Origin of the sequence: Streptomyces virginiae, from assembly GCF_040638905.1 — a bacterium.
GTDB lineage: Bacteria > Actinomycetota > Actinomycetes > Streptomycetales > Streptomycetaceae > Streptomyces > Streptomyces virginiae_B.
In genome coordinates this window covers 39,216-55,979 of record NZ_JBEZYV010000001.1, presented here as the reverse complement: position 1 = coordinate 55,979, position 16,764 = coordinate 39,216, and the positions used below count along the sequence as shown (strand labels likewise).

The window sequence follows — 16,764 nt, the reverse complement described above, 5'->3', positions numbered from 1 at the left end:
CAGGTCTCGCGCTACTGTGCGCCCGTGAGTCTTCATGTCGTCATGGGTTTCGGGCCCGCGGGCGCCGCCACCGCCCGTTTGCTGGCCGAGCAGGGACATTCCGTACGCGTCGTCACCAGGTCGGGCAGAGACCCGGAACCGGGGATCGAGCACCTCGCGCTCGACGCGGCCGACCGGGAGCGGCTGACCGCCGCCGCCCGGGGCGCGACGGCGATCCACCACTGTGCCGCGCCGCCCTACCACCGCTGGGTGCGCGAATGGCCGCCGCTCGCCGCCTCGGCCTGCGCCGCGGCCGAGGCCACCGGGGCCGTCCTGGTCATGCTGGGCAACCTCTACGGCTACGGGCCGGTGGACGGCCCCATGACCGAAGGGCTGCCCCTCGCGGCGACCGGCCCCAAGGGCCGCGTACGCGCCGCCGCGTGGGAACAGGCGCGGACACTGCACGAACAGGGCCGCATCAGGGCGGTCGAGGTGCGGGCCTGCGACTTCTTCGGCCCCGGCGTCACCGACGGCGGGCACCTCGCCGGACGGGTCGTGCCGGCGCTGCTGCGCGGCAGGCCGGTCTCCACGCTCGGTGACCCGGACGCACCGCACAGCTGGACCTACCTCCCCGACGTGGCGGCGGCGATGGCCGAGGTCGCCGGCGAGGAGCGGGCCTGGGGACGCCCCTGGCACGTCCCGACCCGACCCGCGCACTCCGTGAGGGAAATGGCGGACCTGCTGGCCGCCGGCGCGGGAACCGGGCCGGCGGTGGTGCGCAGGATCCCGCCGGCAGTACTCGGCCTCGCGGGTCTGTTCTCCCCGCTGATGCGCGAACTCAAGGAGATCCGCTACCAGTTCGACCGTCCCTTCGTCGTCGATTCGAGCGCCTACGAGGCCGCGTTCGCGGTGCGCGCCACCCCCGTCGACGAACAGGTCAAGGCCACGCTCGACTGGTGGCGCGCACACCCGACCACCACCCGATGACCTCCGTGACAGGGGCCCGGCCCCCGCTGCAGGGGCGCGAGGCGATAGCGGTCGTGGGCATGGCCTGCCGGTTCCCGGGAGCCCGGAACCCCAACGAGTACTGGCGGCTCCTGACGGCCCCGCGGGCACAGTTCTCCACCGTCCCGGACTCGCGCTGGCGCAGCGCCGCCTTCCTCACCGACGACTTCCGCGACACCTCGTCCGCCTACACCGACACCATGGCGCTGCTTGCGGACGTGGGCGACTTCGACGCCGCGCACTACGGGATACCGCCGCGCCGGGCCGCCGCGATGGACCCCCAGCACCGGCTGCTCATCGACCTCGCCCGCGAGGCGATCCAGGACGCGGGATGGGAGGCCGACGGCTTCGACCGCGAGGAGACCTCGGTCATCACCGCCCTCACCGAGAGCGGCTACCGCGAACTGAGCACCATGCGGATACGGATGCGCCAGCTGGCCGGCGGCGAGTTCGGAGCCCCGGCGGCGGATCCCGGCTGGCAGGAGACCGTACGCGCGGTCCACGGCCTGCACGGTACGTCCGTCGCCGGCCTGCTCCTCAACATGGGACCCAACACGATCAGTTCGGTCTTCGACCTGCACGGCGAGAGCTACGCCCTGGACTCGGCGTGCTCCGGCGGGCTCATGGCCGTCGCCAACGCGGTCCACGCGCTGCGCGCGGGCCGCTCCCGCATCGCGATCGCCGGTGGCGCCCAGCTGATCCTCGCCCCGGACCTGCTGGTGGGGCTGTGCCGGATAGGCGCCATCTCGCGCAGCGGCAGATGCCTGCCCTTCGGCGCCGAGGCCGACGGCTTCGTACTGGGGGAGGGCGCCGGCGTCCTGGTGCTGCGGCCCCTGTCCGACGCCCGGGCAGCCGGCGACCGCGTCTACGCGGTGATCCGCGGCGTGGGCACGGCCAACGACGGGACCGTGCAGGGCGGACTGCACCCCCGGGCGGGCGGCCAGCTCAGGGCCCTGCGCCGGGCCTACCGCGACGCGGACCTGTCCCCTGGCGCCGTGGGCTACCTGGAGGCGCACGGCACCGGTACCACCGTCGGCGACCCCGTCGAGCTCGCGGTCCTGGGCGAACTGCGCGGTGCGGACGCCGCTCCCGCCCACCTCGGCGCGGTCAAGGCGGTCGTCGGGCACTCGCTCAACTCCGCAGGACTGGCCGGACTCATCAAGACGGTCCTGGCCGTGCAGCGGGGTGTGATCCCGCCACAGCCGGAGTTCGGCCTCGCCGACACCGCCGCCCTCGACGCCGCGCGGCTGACCGTCGCGACGGCACCGGTCCCGTGGTCCGGGAGCGGCCTGCCCCGCCGTGCGGGCGTGAGTGCCTTCGGCTTCGGCGGTACCGGCGTCCACATGGTCGTGGAGGAGTGCCCCGAGCCGCCCGCGGCGCGGGCACCGGCCGAGGGGCCGTACGAGCTGGTCCTCACCGCCCGGGACCGGACCGGTCTGGCCCGGTACGCCAGGGACGTGGCGCGGACCATCGCCGAGGACGGGCCGCCGCTGGCCCGGGTGGCGGACACCCTGGCCCGCCGCGCCCCCTTGACGGAGCGCCTCGCCCTGGTGGCGCGGGACAGCGCCGACGCCGCCGCCCGGCTGACCGCGGCGGCCTCGGCGCTGGAGGCCGGGAATGCCGGAGAGTCCGTGGCGACGGCCGCCGGACCCCCCGCGGCCGGACGCACACCGCCGTGCACCCTGCCGCCGAGCCCGCTCGCCCCGCGCCGCCACTGGGTCGTGGACGATGCGGCACGGGAGGTGGCGGAGCTCCCCGTGGGCCCCGCGACCGAACGCGCACCGGTCGAGCCGGCCGCCTCCGCCGAGCCGGCCGCGCCCGCCGTGTCCGGCGCTTCCGCCGCTCCCGGCCAGGACACCGCGTCCCTCGTGCTGGCGGAGGTGTCGCGCACCGGGGTGTTCCCCCTCGCGGACCTCAGCGAGGACATGACGCTGGTGGCCGGCCTCGGCTTCGACTCCCTCATGCTCCAGGAACTGGCGGTCAACATCGGCAAGCACGCGCCCGGCTTCCGCTCCGAGGACCTGTTCGCACCCGAACTCACCGTCGGCGGGCTGATCGCGCTGCTCGATCCGGACCGTGCGGGGCCGGCCGCCCCCGTCCGGCCGCAGTCCCACGGGGCACGGACGGCCGAATGGCGCGCCGATGCCGCGAGCGTCGACGCATTCCCGGAAGTCACCGTCTTCGAGCAGCGCCTGGGCACGGTCACCGCCGGTGGCGCCGCCTTTCCGTACTTCCGCGTCCACGAGGGCACCATCCGCGACACCACCGTGATCGGCGACCGCTCGTACCTGTCCTTCGGGAGCTACAACTACCTCGGCATCTCGGGCCATCCGGCGGTCAACGAAGCCGTCCACCGGGCCGTGGAGCGGTACGGGACCTCGGTCTCCGCGAGCCGCGTCCTCTCGGGCGAGCGGGAGCTCACGGTCCGGCTCGAAGGCGCCCTGGCCGATTTCCTCGGCGTGGAGGACTGCCTCACGCTGGTCAGCGGCCACGCCACCAACGTCACCGCGATCGGGCACCTCGTCGGCGCGGGAGACCTGGTCCTGCACGACGCGCTGGCCCACGACAGCATCCTGCAGGGCTGCGCCCTGTCCGGAGCGGCGCGACGTCCGTTCGCCCACAACGACGCCGACGGTCTGGAACACCTGCTGCGCCTCAACCGGTCCCGCTTCCGCCGGGTGTTGATCGTCGTCGAGGGCGCGTACAGCATGGACGGCGACCTGGCAGACCTGCCCGCCGTCATCGAGCTGAAGAAGCGGTACGGCGCCCTGCTGATGGTCGACGAGGCGCACAGCATCGGCACCGTGGGCGAACACGGCCGTGGAGTCGGGGAGTTCTTCGGCGTAGACCGGTCCGACGTGGACCTGTGGATGGGCACCCTCTCCAAGTCCTTCGCCAGCTGCGGTGGTTACCTCGGCGGAACGGCCCGTACGGTCCGGTGGCTGCGGCACACCCTCCCCGGCTTCGTCTACAGCGTGGGACTCACCCCGGCCAACGCGGCCGCGGCCCTGGCCGCCACCGAGCTGATCGCCGCGGAGCCCCACCGCGTACGCGCACTCAGACGCAACGCCGCACTGTTCCTCCGTCTGGCCGCCGCAGCCGGTCTGGCGACCGGCTCCAGTGCGAACACCCCGATCGTGCCGGTCCTCCTCGGCGACTCGACGCGCACCCTGCACGTCGCCGACCGGCTGTTCGCCCGCGGGGTGATCGCCGATCCGATCTTCCATCCCGCCGTCGAGGAGGGGCTGTCGAGACTGCGGTTCTTCCTCACGTGCGAGCACCGGGAGGACGACATCCGCCGGGCGGTCGCCGCAGTGGCCGAGGAGGTGACGGCGTCCGCCGGTGCCTGACCGGGCCATCGTCAGAACAGCGTTCGTTCGATCCGGCTGAGCATGGCGCTGGTCCCGGGGTCGCCGGCCGCTGCCGCCTCTCCGGACGGGGCGGCACCGTCCCGCCCCTCCGCGCCGCCCATCCGCTGGGAGAGCAGGTAGGCGATGATCTCCGCCTCCTGCTCCTGTACGTCGTCGTAGGCCGCGCGCAGGAGCATGTCGCGTACGAGTTCGGGGTCGAGGTTGGGGAAGAGCAGACGGGCGGCCGTCTCGTCCAGCCCGCCGGCCCCGCGATGGCAGCAGATGATGTGGCCCAGCTCGTGCAAGATGATGTGCTCCTGATGCGCGCTGGTGGTGTTGGCGTCGTAGAAGATGAGGTCCTCGTCGCGGGCGGCGACCCACATGCCGCACGGATGCGACGAGGGCATCTGCATCGGGACCAGGATGATCGGGCGGCCCCGCGCCTCGCCGAGGTGGCGGCACAGCTCGGCGACGTCGGTCGCCGCCGGCAGGTCGAGTTCGGCGATCCGCTCCGCACCGGCCTTCCGGAGCTTCTTGAGCTGACTGCGGCGGTCCTGGTCCGCCGACCGCTCCTTCCTGGCGCCCCTCATTCGGGGCCGGAGGGGTCGTCGACGGGCGGGAGGCCCTGCAGCTGCCGGTACTGGTCCATGATCGCCGTGATGGCCCGGAGGTTCTCCTTCTTCATCCCGGCCGCCCGCATCGCCACGGCGCGGACCCCGGACTGTCGCAGCGCCTCGATGGCGGCGATCTCACTGAGGACCGACTGGGCGACCTTGTCGTCGAAGAAGTAGGCGACCGAGACGCCGAAGAAGCGGGCGAGGGCGGCGAGGAGGTCGGGGGAGGGATTGGAACGCTTTCCGGTGCGCAGCTGCGACAGGTACACGCCCCCGACCTTGAGTTCGGGGTTGACCCGCTTCAGTTCCTCCGCCACCTCGGCGTTGGTCCAGTGCTTGCCCTTGGGACGAACCGTCTTGAACAGGTCGTCGAGACGCACTGCGAGCAGGGGCCGGTCATCGCCCCCGGTCTCGGTCTCCGTCATGGTGAACCTTCCTCCCGTCACCTCCTCGGCATAGCCCTTGGCTATACGTCACTTTCCCAGAATAGCGGTCAGTTGACAATTGGCCTGGACTCCGCCAACGTTGGGTCTCGCCGATAGCTGTCAGCTAACGCGACTCACGGGGGAAACGGGGTCGTGTTGCTGCGGAAATCGGACTGGCCCGGCCCTCGGGGGATGGGCCGGGCCAGTCCGGGCGGAAGCCACCCGTCCGGCCCGATGGAACACGGGGGAACGGGAGAAGCCCGCCCGGTTTGACGGGGGATGCAAACCGGGCGGGAGCTCTCAACTCGCCTTGCTGAGCTTACTGTAGGCGGCGGCAACCTGGGTGAGCCAGGCGACTTCCGCTCCGAAGTTGTCGGTGTCCCGGTCGTCGAAGTCACCGGCGTCCTTGCTGTGGTCGGGGACGATCCCGGTCCGCTTCGCCTTCAGGGCCTGCTTGATCTGCGCCGCTTCGGCGAAAGCCTGGCGCAGCTCCGCGCCCGCCTCCCCTGCCGTGTCCCCGTCCGCAACGCCGGCCGCGTTCGTCTCGCGGTCGATGTAGGGCCTCAAGTCCCGCCATCCGTCGCGGATTTCGACCACCCGGCGGTGCAGCCGGTAGTTGAGGTCGGATACCGAGGACCCCGGGGGCTCCAGCGCGATGTCCGGCGAGGCCTCGTACAGGTCCCGCCAGAGCGGGTGCAGAGCCCGGTACGACCGGTAGCTGCGGGCCCACTCCGTCAGTCGTGAAACGGGCGGCCCCCAGAGGGAGTTGATCAGGCTGAGGGAGAGGATCACGATCCCCGAGGCGCTGAAGACGTTCGAGGCGAGCTTCCAGGCGCCGATGTCCACCCCGGCCGCCGCGGTCAGGATGTTGACCGTACGGGCTGTGCAGTAGAGGAACAGCACCACGGCGGCGACCGACAGCATCCGCAGGGCCTGTCGCAGCGAGGCGTTGTCGGTCATCCGGGCGTACGGGCCGCACTGGCGGTAGATCGTCACGCACGGAACCGCCTGGGAAACGATGAAGACCAGGAGGTAGGTCAGGAGCAGCGGCCTGCTGGTGCCGTCGAAGTCCGAGGTCGGCCGGCCGGGGCCGTCCGCGAGGAAGAACAGGGCCGTCAGCAGCACGTCCAGGACGATGCCGGTGATCAGCCAGTACCTGGTCCCGCGGGCCGCCGCCTCGTCCGTCGCCGCCCAGCGCAGCAGGATGATCTGCGCGGCGACGCAGAAGGCGACGGCGGCCAGGTGCATGATCAGGATGGCCAGGTTGCCGACGCCCAGGAAGCTCCCGCCGCCCATGGCGACGGCGCCCATGGTGAAGGTGAGGCACTGGAGCAGCAGGGTGGCGATCAGCGCGCGGTAGGCGCCGTCCCGCCAGCTGCGGTGGGCTTGGGAGAGGCGGTAGAAGAGCGCGGCGTAGGAGGAGAGCGCCGCTGTCGCGAAGCAGAGGGTTCGGATCGCGTTCACGTCAGTGGCCGCCCTCGCCCAGCGGGACCACGAGTCCGACGGTCTCGGCCGTCACGGCCACGGCGTAGTCGAAGTAGGCGGCCTCGTCGCGGACGCTGTCGTGCGTACGGCTGAAGACCTGGAACACCAGCAGCCCGATCAGGCTGCTCCACAAGGCGATGCCGCGTTCGACGATGTCCGAGAACGGAGCCGGGGGCGCACCGCCGAAGAGGTCCAGGGCTTCCGGTCGGAGCAGCGACGGGCCTGACCGCGTCCGGCGGGGCGGGGTCAGTTCACCGCCTTCCAGCGCCGACCGCAGGATGCCGGCGAGCACCGCGGGAGTGCGCGAGGCGGGCGCGACGGTGTCCTGCGGGGCGTGGTAGCCCGGCACGGGCGAGCCGTAGATCAGCGTGAACTCGGCCGGGTGGGCGAAGGACCACTGCCGCAGGGCGCGGGTCGCCGCGAGCAGCCGGGCGCCCGCCGGCGCACCGGTGTCCGCGGCGGCCCGGTCGGCCTGCTCCATCGCGGCGCCGGACGCGTCGTAGGCGTCGATGACCAGCGCCGTCAGCAGGTCGTCCCGGTGCGGGAAGACGACTTCCACATCGGTGACGGCGAGACCGCTGCCGCGGGCCACCCCGTCCAAGGACAGTCCTGCCGCCCCCAGTTCCCTCATCTGGCGGCGGGCGGTGTCCTTGACCACCGCCGACAGGGCCATGTCGTTGTCACTCGATCGGGTTGTGGAAACGTCCATGCGCGAACCGTACCCGTGGACGACCGGACGGACAGCCGAGTCGCCCGAACACCCGTGCCACCCGCCGTGTTCCGGCCACGGCGGGTGGGGTGGGGGCCGGGTGAGGCCGCTTCGGGCCACGGCCGGCACGCGGCCTGCCGGTCAGGAGACGGTGACGAACTGCCCGATGCTCGGCACCCCTTGGGCGTCGAGGGCGAAGAGCATGTACGTCCCCGGCAGTACCACGCCGGTGTCCGAGGGGATCGACACCGTGTACGCGCCCGCCCCCGCGGGAGTGGACACGAGCGGGACCCGCCGCTGGTCGTTGTCGGTGGAATGGGTCGCGGCCGCGGCCCGCATCAGGACGAACGACGACACGGACGACTCGGTCCTCACCGTCAGCGACGTGCCGGGAGCCGCCCTCGGGGGCACGCCCCCGGTGATGACGGGCCTCGGCTTCGGCGTCCCGTCCGCGTTGAGCAGGTAGGGCGGCGTGAAGACCGCCCCGTCGGGATGGTTGGTGGCGCAGTCGCCGCACAGGCCGCCGCCGCCGGAGAAGATCCGTCCGTCCGGCAGCAGGTTGGCCACACTGTGGTAATTGCGCGGGACGGCCATGGTGGCGAGCGGGGTGAACCTGCCGGTCGCCGGGTCCCAGAGCTCGGGGGTCAGGACCGAGGTGGCGTCGCTGAACGGCACCGGCTGGGCCTGGCCGCCGAAGACGGCCACCTTGCCGTCGGGCAGGACGACGCTGTTGCTGAACGCGCGGGCGTACTCCATGTCCCCGGTAGGGGCCGCCTGGACCTGGCTCCCCGAGATGCCCACGGTGTAGGCGCGCCGCGTGGCGGGGGAGTCCTGGTACGCCGGCGAGCCGCCCAGTGTGACCAGCTTGCCGATGTCGTACGGGACGGCGTTGCCGGTCATGGCGTCCTGGCTGTCGGCCCGGGTGCCGGCGGGCGTCACGGCGCCCTGGCCGCTGGTCGAGATCCAGTTCATCTGCTTGCTCGGACCCAGCTGCAGGACCTTGCCGCCCGAAGTGGCGTGCAGCCACATGTGGTTGTCGGCTCGGTAGGGGCCGGCCGGATCGGCGGTCAGCGCCTGCGCGGCGGGGACGCCGGGGAGTCTGCGCCACGTACGGGTGTCCGGCGACCAGACCTCGCCGGCCTTGTCGGTGCTCGCGCTGCCGCTCCAGGACCCGCCGAGGACGAAGGCCTCACCGGTGGAGAGCAGGGTCATGGCCTGGTAGCCCCGGGCGATGTTCATGCTGGTGGTCGCCGACCAGGAGTCGGTGGCCGGGTCGTAGACGCTGGCCTTCTCCGCGTTGCTGCCCCCGGTGACCAGCACCCGGCCGTCGGCCAGCATGGCTATGCCGGGGCAGAACATGTCGTGGCCGGTGTTGTCGATGCGGCGCTGGGTGACCTTGCCCGTCTTCAGGTCCAGGATCGCCGTCTGCGTGTAGCCGCTGCTGCCGCCGAAGCGGTCCACCGCGTACGCCGACCACGCGAGGAGCTTGTCGCCGGGCAGGGCGGCGGTGGCCACGGGCACCAGCGGGAAGCCGATGATCCGGCCCCAGGAACCGTGCACGGCGGGGCTGGCCGGCCCGCTCAGGCGTATCTCGCCCGCCGAGGTCCACGGACCGCGGCCGCCGGCCTCGCTGGTCACGGTGAGGCGCACGTACCGGGCGTGCTCGGCACGGGTGAAGGTGGCGGTCTTGGCGGTTTCGTCGTCCCGCCAGGTGCCGGAGGCCACCGGGGCGCCGAAGGCGAGGCCGTCGGTGCTGGTCGCGACGGTGTACGCGCCGGCGCGCCCGTTGGGCCCGTCGCCGCGGGGATGGTAGGTGAGCGCGGAGACGACCACCGTGCGGTGCATGTCGATGGTGATGCTGTGCGGCAGCGGAGCGGGGGTGCCGGACCACTTGCTGTGCCAGATGGTGTTGGCGTTGCCGTCGAGGACGTTGGCGGCGCGGCCGTTCTCGCCGGTGGTCTCCTCGTCGCTCGCCGTCGCCGTCCACCCCGCCCGGGACAGGTCCACGGTGGCGGCCGGGGTGCCGGGGTCGCCCAGCAGGTCGATCTCGGCGGCGGAGGTCCAGGGCCCGCGGTTGCCGGCCTCGGTCAGCGCCGTCAGCCGCACGAACCGGGCGCCCGTCGGGGCGAATCCGAGGGTCTTGGCGGTCGCATCGTCCGCGAGGGTCCCGGTGGCGAGGGGGCTGCCCCAGTTCTGGCCGTCCGCGCTGACGTTGATCGCGTATTCGCCGACGCGCCCGTTGGCGCCGCCCGCACGGGGGCGGTAGACGAGCGCGGAGACGACCGCCGTGCGGTGCATGTCGATGGTGATCGTGTGCGGCAGCGGAGCGGCCGTCGCGGTCCACTTGCTGTGCCAGATGGTGTTGTTGTCACCGTCGAGGACGTTGGCGGCGCGGCCGTTCTCGCCGGTGGTCTCCTCGTCGCTCGCGGTCGCCGTCCACCCGGCCCGGTCGAGGACGGGGGCCGCGGGTTCCATGGCGTTCGCCGGCGCGACGCCGTGGTGCGGTGACTGTACCGCCGCCTGCTGGTCGGTGGGCACGGGCGCGGCCCGCGGTCCCGGGGTGCGGCCGGCCGCGGTGCTCGTGACCGCGAGCCATGGCGTCAGGCCGATCAGCAGGGAGCCGAGGGCGAAGGCTATGAGCAGGTGGGAGCGGCGTAAGAGACGAGAAAGTGCGAGGGGGCGCCTGGACTGCAATCTGACCTCCTGGGGCGAACTGATGTGCCCCGAAGAAGATAGTCAGCGCAAGGACAACTCATCCGGAAGTGTGGAGAGTTGGCGGGAAATCACAACGGCCCGTACGCGTCCGCGAGCCCCGCGGCCGAAAAGGCCGCGGGGCTCGCGGGGCCGCGCGGGGCCGGCGGCGGGGGTCAGGCGCCCACGTAGGCCGCGAGGTGCTCCCCGGTGAGGGTCGAACGGTCGGCGACGAGATCGGCGGGCGTGCCCTCGAAGACGATCCGGCCGCCGTCGTGGCCGGCCCCGGGGCCGAGGTCGACGATCCAGTCGGCGTGCGCCATGACCGCCTGGTGGTGCTCGATGACGATGACCGACTTGCCCGAGTCGACGAGCCGGTCGAGCAGGCCGAGCAGTTGTTCGACGTCGGCGAGGTGGAGACCCGTGGTCGGCTCGTCCAGGACGTACACACCGCCCTTGTCGGACATGTGCGTGGCCAGCTTCAGCCGCTGCCGCTCGCCGCCGGACAGCGTCGTGAGCGGCTGGCCGAGGCTGACGTAGCCCAGCCCGACATCGGCGAGCCGGCCGAGGATGCGGTGCGCGGCCGGCGTGGCCGCCTCACCGGACCCGAAGAACTCCAGCGCCTCGGTCACCGGCATCGCGAGCACCTCGCTGATGTCGCGGCCCCCCAAGTGGTAGTCCAGCACCGACGCCTGGAAGCGCTTGCCCTCGCAGTCCTCGCAGGTGGTCGCGACGCCGGCCATCATCGCCAGGTCGGTGTACACCACCCCCGCGCCGTTGCACGTGGGGCAGGCGCCTTCGGAGTTGGCACTGAACAGCGCCGGCTTCACCCCGTGGGCCTTCGCGAAGGCCTTGCGGACCGGGTCGAGCAGACCGGTGTACGTCGCCGGGTTGCTGCGCCGGGACCCGCGGATCGCGCCCTGGTCGATCGACACGACCCCTTCGCCCGCCGGGATCGAACCGTGGATCAGCGAACTCTTCCCGGAGCCCGCGACTCCGGTGATGACGGTGAGAACCCCCAGCGGGATGTCCACGTCGACGTCACGCAGGTTGTGCTTCGCGGCGCCGCGGATCGCGAGCACGCCGGTCGGCTTGCGCACCGTCTCCTTCAGCGCGGCCCGGTCGTCGAAATGCCGGCCGGTGATGGTGCCGCCCCTGCGCAGCCCGTCGACGGTGCCCTCGAAGCAGACGGTTCCGCCCGCCGTCCCGGCGCCGGGACCGAGGTCGACGACGTGGTCGGCGATGGCGATCGTCTCCGGCTTGTGCTCCACGACGAGCACCGTGTTGCCCTTGTCCCGAAGCCGCATCAACAGGCCGTTCATGCGCTGGATGTCGTGCGGGTGCAGCCCGGTGGTGGGCTCGTCGAAGACGTACGTGGTGTCGGTGAGCGAGGAACCGAGGTGGCGGATCATCTTCACGCGCTGCGCCTCGCCGCCGGAGAGCGTGCCCGCGGGACGATCCAGGGAGAGGTAGCCGAGCCCGATCTCGACGAACGACGCGAGGGTGTGGTGGAGCGTGGCGAGCAGCGGTGCCACCGAGGGCTCGTCGAGGGAGTCGACCCATTCGGCCAGGTCGCTGATCTGCATCGCGCACGCGTCGGCGATGCTGACCCCCTTGATCTTCGACGACCGGGCCGCCTCGGTGAGCCGGGTGCCGTCGCAGTCGGGGCAGGTCGTGAAGGTCACCGCCCGGTCGACGAACTCCCGGATGTGCGGCTGCATCGACTCGCGGTCCTTGGCCAGCATCGACTTCTGGATCCGGGGGATCAGCCCCTCGTAGGTCATGTTGATGCCCGCGATCTTCATCCTGACCGGCTCGCGGTGGAGGAAGTCGTGCAGTTCCCTCTTGGTGTACGTGCGGATCGGCTTGTCGGCGTCGTAGAGGCCCGACTCGCTGTAGAGCCGGTAGCTCCAGCCGCCGGGCTTGTAGCCGGGGACGGTGAGCGCGCCGTCGTTCAGCGACTTGGAGTCGTCGTAGAGCTGGGTCAGGTCGAGATCGGTGACCGAGCCCCGGCCCTCGCAGCGCGGGCACATCCCGCCGGTGATGCTGAAGGAGCGGCGCTCCTTGACGGTCTGGCCGCCGCGCTCCACGGTGACCGCGCCCGCTCCGCTGATGGAGGCGACGTTGAAGGAGAACGCCTTGGGCGAGCCGATGTAGGGCTTGCCGAGCCGGCTGAAGAGGATGCGCAGCATCGCGTTGGCGTCGGTGGCGGTGCCCACGGTGGAGCGGGGGTCGCCGCCCATCCGCTGCTGGTCGACGATGATCGCGGTGGTCAGGCCGTCGAGGACGTCGACCTCGGGCCGCGCCAGCGTCGGCATGAAGCCCTGCACGAAGGCGCTGTACGTCTCGTTGATCAGCCGCTGCGACTCGGCGGCGATCGTGTCGAAGACCAGCGAGCTCTTGCCTGAGCCGGAGATGCCGGTGAACACCGTCAGGCGGCGCTTGGGGATCTCGATGCTGACGTCCTTGAGGTTGTTCACGCGGGCGCCGTGCACGCGGATCAGGTCGTGGCTGTCGGCGGCGTGCCGGGCGGGGGGCTGCGTGTTCTTCCTCGTGGCCATGCTTGACGTCTCTCCATCCATGGTGCGGGCCTCGGCCGCGGTCACGGTCACGCCGGTCGGCGCGGCCGTGACCGGGGCCGTCAGGGGCGGGTGGTTCCTACTGCTTGCGGGGCTGGTTGAAACGGAGCATGTTGCCCGCCGGGTCGCGGAAGGCGCAGTCGCGGACACCGTACGGCTGGTCGATCGGCTCCTGCATGACCTCCCCGCCGGCCGCCCGGATGCGTTCGAAGGTGGCGTCGACGTCGTCGGTGGAGAAGATGACACCGCGCAGCATGCCCTTGGCCAGCAGTTCAGCCATGGCCTGCCGGTCCGCGGCGGGGGCGCCGGGGTCGGCGAGCGGCGGTTCGAGGACGATCTCGACGTCTTGCGAGGGTGAGCCGACGGTCACCCAGCGCATCCCTTCGAAGCCGACGTCGTTGCGTACCTCCAGGCCCAGGACGTCGCGGTAGAAGGCGATCGCCTTGTCGTGGTCGTCGACTGCGATGAAGCACTGCGAGAGGTTGATGTTCATGGCTCCGACGCTACGAGGCGCCCGCCGATTCCGCTTCTCCATTCCTGATCGGTTCACGGCGGATCGGTTCACCACCCCTGACCGGTCGTGTCATGAACTTCGCGACGCACGCCGGGATGGCCTCGCCCGCCTCGTGCCGGCGGGCCCGGTAGGCGCTGGGGCTCTCGCCGACCAGCTCGGTGAAGCGCGAGCTGAATGACCCCAGCGACGTGCTCCCGACGGCGATGCAGACATCGGTCACGCTCATGTCGCCCCGCCGCAGCAGAGCCTTCGCCCGCTCGACGCGCCGGGTCATCAGGTAGCTGTACGGGGTCTCCCCGAAGGCGGCGCGGAAGCTGCGGGAGAAGTGCCCGGGGGACATCAGGGCGACCTTCGCGAGCGCCGGAACGTCCAGCGGCTGCGCGTAGTCGCGGTCGATGACGTCCCGGGCGCGGCGCAGCCTCACCAGGTCTTCCAGGGTCATGCCCAAAGCATCGCACGGCGCGGGCCGCTCGCCCCGGCGTCCGCGGGATCCGGCCGAGTCCGCGCAGGACCGTCGCCGCGGCGAGGGTCCTGCTGACCGCCTGCTCCTACGTGGTCACGACCCGGGCACGGACCCTGCCCCGACCCGACCGAGTGGGCCTGGCCCCGGCCCGGCCGCTCAGCCGGAGGGGGAGTCGCCGACGATCAGGCTTCTGAGGGCCGGCATGCCGCCCTCCCGGAGGGCACGCCGCTGCCGGTCGGCCGGCGTCCCCTCCTGGAGGAGGCGGTGGACGAGGGACGACACCTCGCGCTCGTCGCCCGACTCCGCCAGGGCCGGAGCGACATGGGCGAGCAGGGAGTACAGCACGTCACCGCTGCTGCGGCAGCGCCCGTCGGGATCGACCAGGGTGGAGTTCAGGCCGTGCCGGGCCGCGTGCCAGTTGGCGGCCTGCAGCAGCTCCGGCCGGCACCGCACCGGAGCGGCCCCGGCCTTCTCCTCGGCGAGGGCGACCGAGACCAGCGCGCGGACCAGGCCCGCCAGCATCACCGCGTCGTCGGCCCGCAACTGCACGTCCAGGCACCGCACCTCGACGGTCGGGAAGCGGTCGGACAGACGCGCCTGCCAGTACAGCTGGCCCCGGTCGGCGATCACCCCGGAGCCGACCAGGGCGTCGATCCGCTCCTCGTAGTCGGCGAGCCCGTCGAAGTACGGTGGCGGGCCGCTCACCGGCCAGCGGCCGAAGACGATCGTGCGCCAGCTCGCGAAGCCGGTGTCCTTGCCGTCCCACAGCGGGGAGTTGGCCGACATGGCAAGCAGCGTGGGAAGCCATACCCGGATGCGGTTCAGCACCGCGACGCCGGTCTGCGGATCGGGCACGCCCACGTGGACGTGCATGCCGTTGATCAGCTGTTCGTCCACCAGCTGCCGTGCCTGGCCCTCCATCCTGAGGTACCGCGGCTTGCGGGTGACCGGCACCGCCGACGTGTCCCTGAGCGGTGCGGCCGCGGCCATGGCGACCCGGCAGCCGTGCTCCTCCGCGGCCGACGCGACCGCGTGGCGCAGCCGCAGGAGGTGGCCGCCCACCTCCTCCAGCTCCGTGCAGACCGGCGTGGCGACCTCGACCTGCGCCTGGAGCAGCTCGTCCTGCACCTCGCCGTCCTCGACGAGCGGACCGAGGCCCGCCGCCCTGCGCACGTACTCGGCCCCGGGGACCGGCAGCACCGTCACCGGGTCCACCAGGAGGTATTCCTCTTCGACGCCGAATGTGATCACGCCGTGCGGTTACCCCGGGAGCGGCACGATCATCCGCCGAATGCGCCGACCGGCCTAGGGTGTGTCCGTGAAGCCCCGCCTGCGGGGGCGCCCGCACTCCGGGCGGCCGGCGCTGCTTCGCGGGCACTACCCAGGACGTGTTTTCCGGATTCTGTCGGGCAGCGCGGGCCCGGCACCGGACCGCTCAGCGGTCGTCGTCCCCCGGCTCGGTGCGCTCGCCCCGCGCGGGGTGCGGGCGGACCTGTTCCTCGCGGCCGGTGCCCGGACGCTGCCGCTTCGCGGCATGGGCGTCCGCCTCCCCGTCGGCCCCGCCGTCCGAACCGCTCAGGACGGCCTCGTCCGCCTCCCTGCGGGCCTCCCGGTCACCGCTCTCGCCAGGCGCCTGTGACGGGGTGGTCCGCTCCCGTCCCTGGTTCTTCCCGTGTCGTGTCATGGTGTCCTCCTTCGTCGGCGTGCGCCGGGCTCAGTAGCCCAGCTCCCGCTTGAGCTCGGCCTTGTCCATGGACGACCGGCCATGGAGGTTCTTGCGCCGGGCTTCCTCGTAGAGCTGGTCGTAGGTCGGCCCCTGGGCACCCTTGTGGGAGTGCAGTCCGCCGCGCTTCGCGGACGACATGTCCTCCAGCGAGGTCCTGCTCGCCGTCTCGGACTCGCCGGCCCGGGCCCGTTCCTTGTTCACGGTCCGAGCGGCGATCTCCTTGGCCCGCTCCGGGCTCTCGCCGCGCTCTTCGGCGCTCTCCTTGATGTGCTCGTACTGGCGTTCCCGCTTGGGGCTGGAACCGCGAGGCATGATGACTCCCTGGCTGCTGTGCGGGCGGTCCGGTACGTCGGGCGCCTACCCCTGGCGGGACGCCGCACACGGCCCGCCCCGGCCCGCGGCCCGGGGCGGCAGGTGGATTGGCCGGCCGTTGACCGGGTAGTCGCCGCGGACAAGGGTTCTCCGGGAGGGCTTGCCATGATCCACGTGTCGATACCGCTGATCCCCGCGACGGACGGCGCACTGCTGATTCCCGCCGACCACGTGACCACCCTGCTGCGCCGCCTCGCGGCGGACTGGGTGCAGTCGGCCGAATCCGGCGAGCTGCGCGGCGACCGGCAGACCGCCGGCGACCTTTCCGGAGTGCTGACGGAGCTCGCCGACCAGATCGACGTCGAGTGCATCGGGTTCGCCTCCGCACTCGACGACGACAACGCCTGAGGGGAGCCGCCGCGCCGGTCAGTCCGGTCCCGCTCCCTCCAGGTGCAGTTCGGCTGCCAGGACGGCCTCGTGGACGGTCGACCGGCCCATCAGCACACACAGGGTGTAGGCGACGTCGTCCATGGCCCTGCGGGCCGTCCCGTCGCCGGGGGCCGAGGCGAGTCGCTCCCGCGCCGTCCGGAAGCGGGCGAGGACCTCCCCGGTCCGGGCCCGGCTGGGCAGCAGCCCCACACCCCGGACGCCCCGGCCGCCCTCCGGCCCGGGCCGGGGGCCCAACAGGGCATCGACCGCCCGGCGCAGCGCCCGCTCCCACCGGGCGGGTACCGGTTCCCCGTGCGCGCCCGCGACCACCGCGGCCGCGAAGTCCGCCAGCGGGAGCTGTGCCAGCTCGGCGGCGGCCGCCAGTACGAGCCGCGCCTCGCGGGTCCCGCAGGGTGCCTGGGCCATCACCATGCCCGTGGCCCACTCCACCGCCTGCTCGCCACGGAGGACCGGTACATGCCC

15 protein-coding genes are annotated in these 16,764 nt (G+C 72.3%); 3 read left to right on the top strand and 12 right to left on the bottom strand.

Annotation, left to right across the window (positions count from 1 at the left end):
- The first annotated feature begins 24 nt into the window (after positions 1-24).
- Complete coding sequence (locus AB0F82_RS00295; protein WP_356813261.1) at positions 25-966, top strand: NAD-dependent epimerase/dehydratase family protein; 942 nt, start codon at positions 25-27, stop codon at positions 964-966.
- Positions 963-4,334, top strand: a complete 3,372-nt coding sequence (locus AB0F82_RS00290; protein WP_362623368.1) for an aminotransferase class I/II-fold pyridoxal phosphate-dependent enzyme — start codon at positions 963-965, stop codon at positions 4,332-4,334. The genes AB0F82_RS00295 and AB0F82_RS00290 overlap by 4 nt, the downstream gene beginning before the upstream one ends.
- An 11-nt stretch (positions 4,335-4,345) precedes the next feature.
- Here the strand turns inward: AB0F82_RS00290 and AB0F82_RS00285 are convergent, their stop codons facing one another.
- The 11 genes from AB0F82_RS00285 to AB0F82_RS00235 all read right to left on the bottom strand — a co-directional run bounded on the left by AB0F82_RS00285 (position 4,346) and on the right by AB0F82_RS00235 (position 15,852).
- Entirely contained in the window at positions 4,346-4,924 is a 579-nt protein-coding gene (locus AB0F82_RS00285; protein WP_362622077.1) for a toxin, read from the bottom strand.
- A complete protein-coding gene (locus tag AB0F82_RS00280; protein ID WP_362622075.1) occupies positions 4,921-5,373 on the bottom strand; it encodes a helix-turn-helix domain-containing protein in 453 nt (150 codons plus the stop codon). Before AB0F82_RS00280 ends, AB0F82_RS00285 begins: the two co-directional genes overlap by 4 nt.
- A 300-nt stretch (positions 5,374-5,673) precedes the next feature.
- Positions 5,674-6,837 carry an MAB_1171c family putative transporter gene (locus AB0F82_RS00275; RefSeq protein ID WP_362622072.1) on the bottom strand — a complete coding sequence of 388 codons (1,164 nt, stop codon included), beginning with the start codon at positions 6,835-6,837 and terminating at the stop codon, positions 5,674-5,676.
- A gap of 1 nt (position 6,838) precedes the next feature.
- On the bottom strand, positions 6,839-7,567 hold the full coding sequence (locus AB0F82_RS00270; RefSeq protein ID WP_362622068.1) for a TetR-like C-terminal domain-containing protein: 729 nt from the start codon (positions 7,565-7,567) through the stop codon (positions 6,839-6,841).
- A gap of 141 nt (positions 7,568-7,708) precedes the next feature.
- Positions 7,709-10,261, bottom strand: a complete 2,553-nt coding sequence (locus AB0F82_RS00265; protein ID WP_362622065.1) for a discoidin domain-containing protein — start codon at positions 10,259-10,261, stop codon at positions 7,709-7,711.
- A 173-nt stretch (positions 10,262-10,434) separates the two neighbouring features.
- A complete protein-coding gene (locus AB0F82_RS00260; protein WP_362622062.1) occupies positions 10,435-12,819 on the bottom strand; it encodes an excinuclease ABC subunit UvrA in 2,385 nt (794 codons plus the stop codon).
- 97 nt (positions 12,820-12,916) lie between these two features.
- A complete protein-coding gene (locus AB0F82_RS00255; protein WP_030027260.1) occupies positions 12,917-13,330 on the bottom strand; it encodes a VOC family protein in 414 nt (137 codons plus the stop codon).
- Positions 13,331-13,340: 10 nt separating this feature from the next.
- Entirely contained in the window at positions 13,341-13,793 is a 453-nt protein-coding gene (locus AB0F82_RS00250) for a helix-turn-helix transcriptional regulator (RefSeq protein WP_362622058.1), read from the bottom strand.
- 177 nt (positions 13,794-13,970) lie between these two features.
- Positions 13,971-15,065, bottom strand: coding sequence for a carboxylate-amine ligase (locus AB0F82_RS00245; RefSeq protein WP_356813270.1), 1,095 nt, complete (start codon positions 15,063-15,065; stop codon positions 13,971-13,973).
- Positions 15,066-15,249: 184 nt separating this feature from the next.
- Positions 15,250-15,498, bottom strand: a complete 249-nt coding sequence (locus tag AB0F82_RS00240) for a hypothetical protein (protein WP_362622054.1) — start codon at positions 15,496-15,498, stop codon at positions 15,250-15,252.
- Between the two features lie 30 nt (positions 15,499-15,528).
- Positions 15,529-15,852, bottom strand: coding sequence for a plasmid stabilization protein (locus AB0F82_RS00235; RefSeq protein ID WP_356813272.1), 324 nt, complete (start codon positions 15,850-15,852; stop codon positions 15,529-15,531).
- 165 nt (positions 15,853-16,017) lie between these two features.
- Between AB0F82_RS00235 and AB0F82_RS00230 the strand changes: the two genes are divergently transcribed.
- The gene (locus AB0F82_RS00230; RefSeq protein ID WP_356813273.1) at positions 16,018-16,260 is read left to right on the top strand and encodes a DUF6213 family protein; all 243 of its coding nucleotides are present in this window, start codon (positions 16,018-16,020) and stop codon (positions 16,258-16,260) included.
- An 18-nt stretch (positions 16,261-16,278) separates the two neighbouring features.
- Here AB0F82_RS00230 and AB0F82_RS00225 read toward each other — a convergent pair whose 3' ends face one another.
- A complete protein-coding gene (locus AB0F82_RS00225; RefSeq protein ID WP_362622051.1) occupies positions 16,279-16,713 on the bottom strand; it encodes a DUF5133 domain-containing protein in 435 nt (144 codons plus the stop codon).
- Between the last annotated feature and the right edge of the window lie 51 nt (positions 16,714-16,764).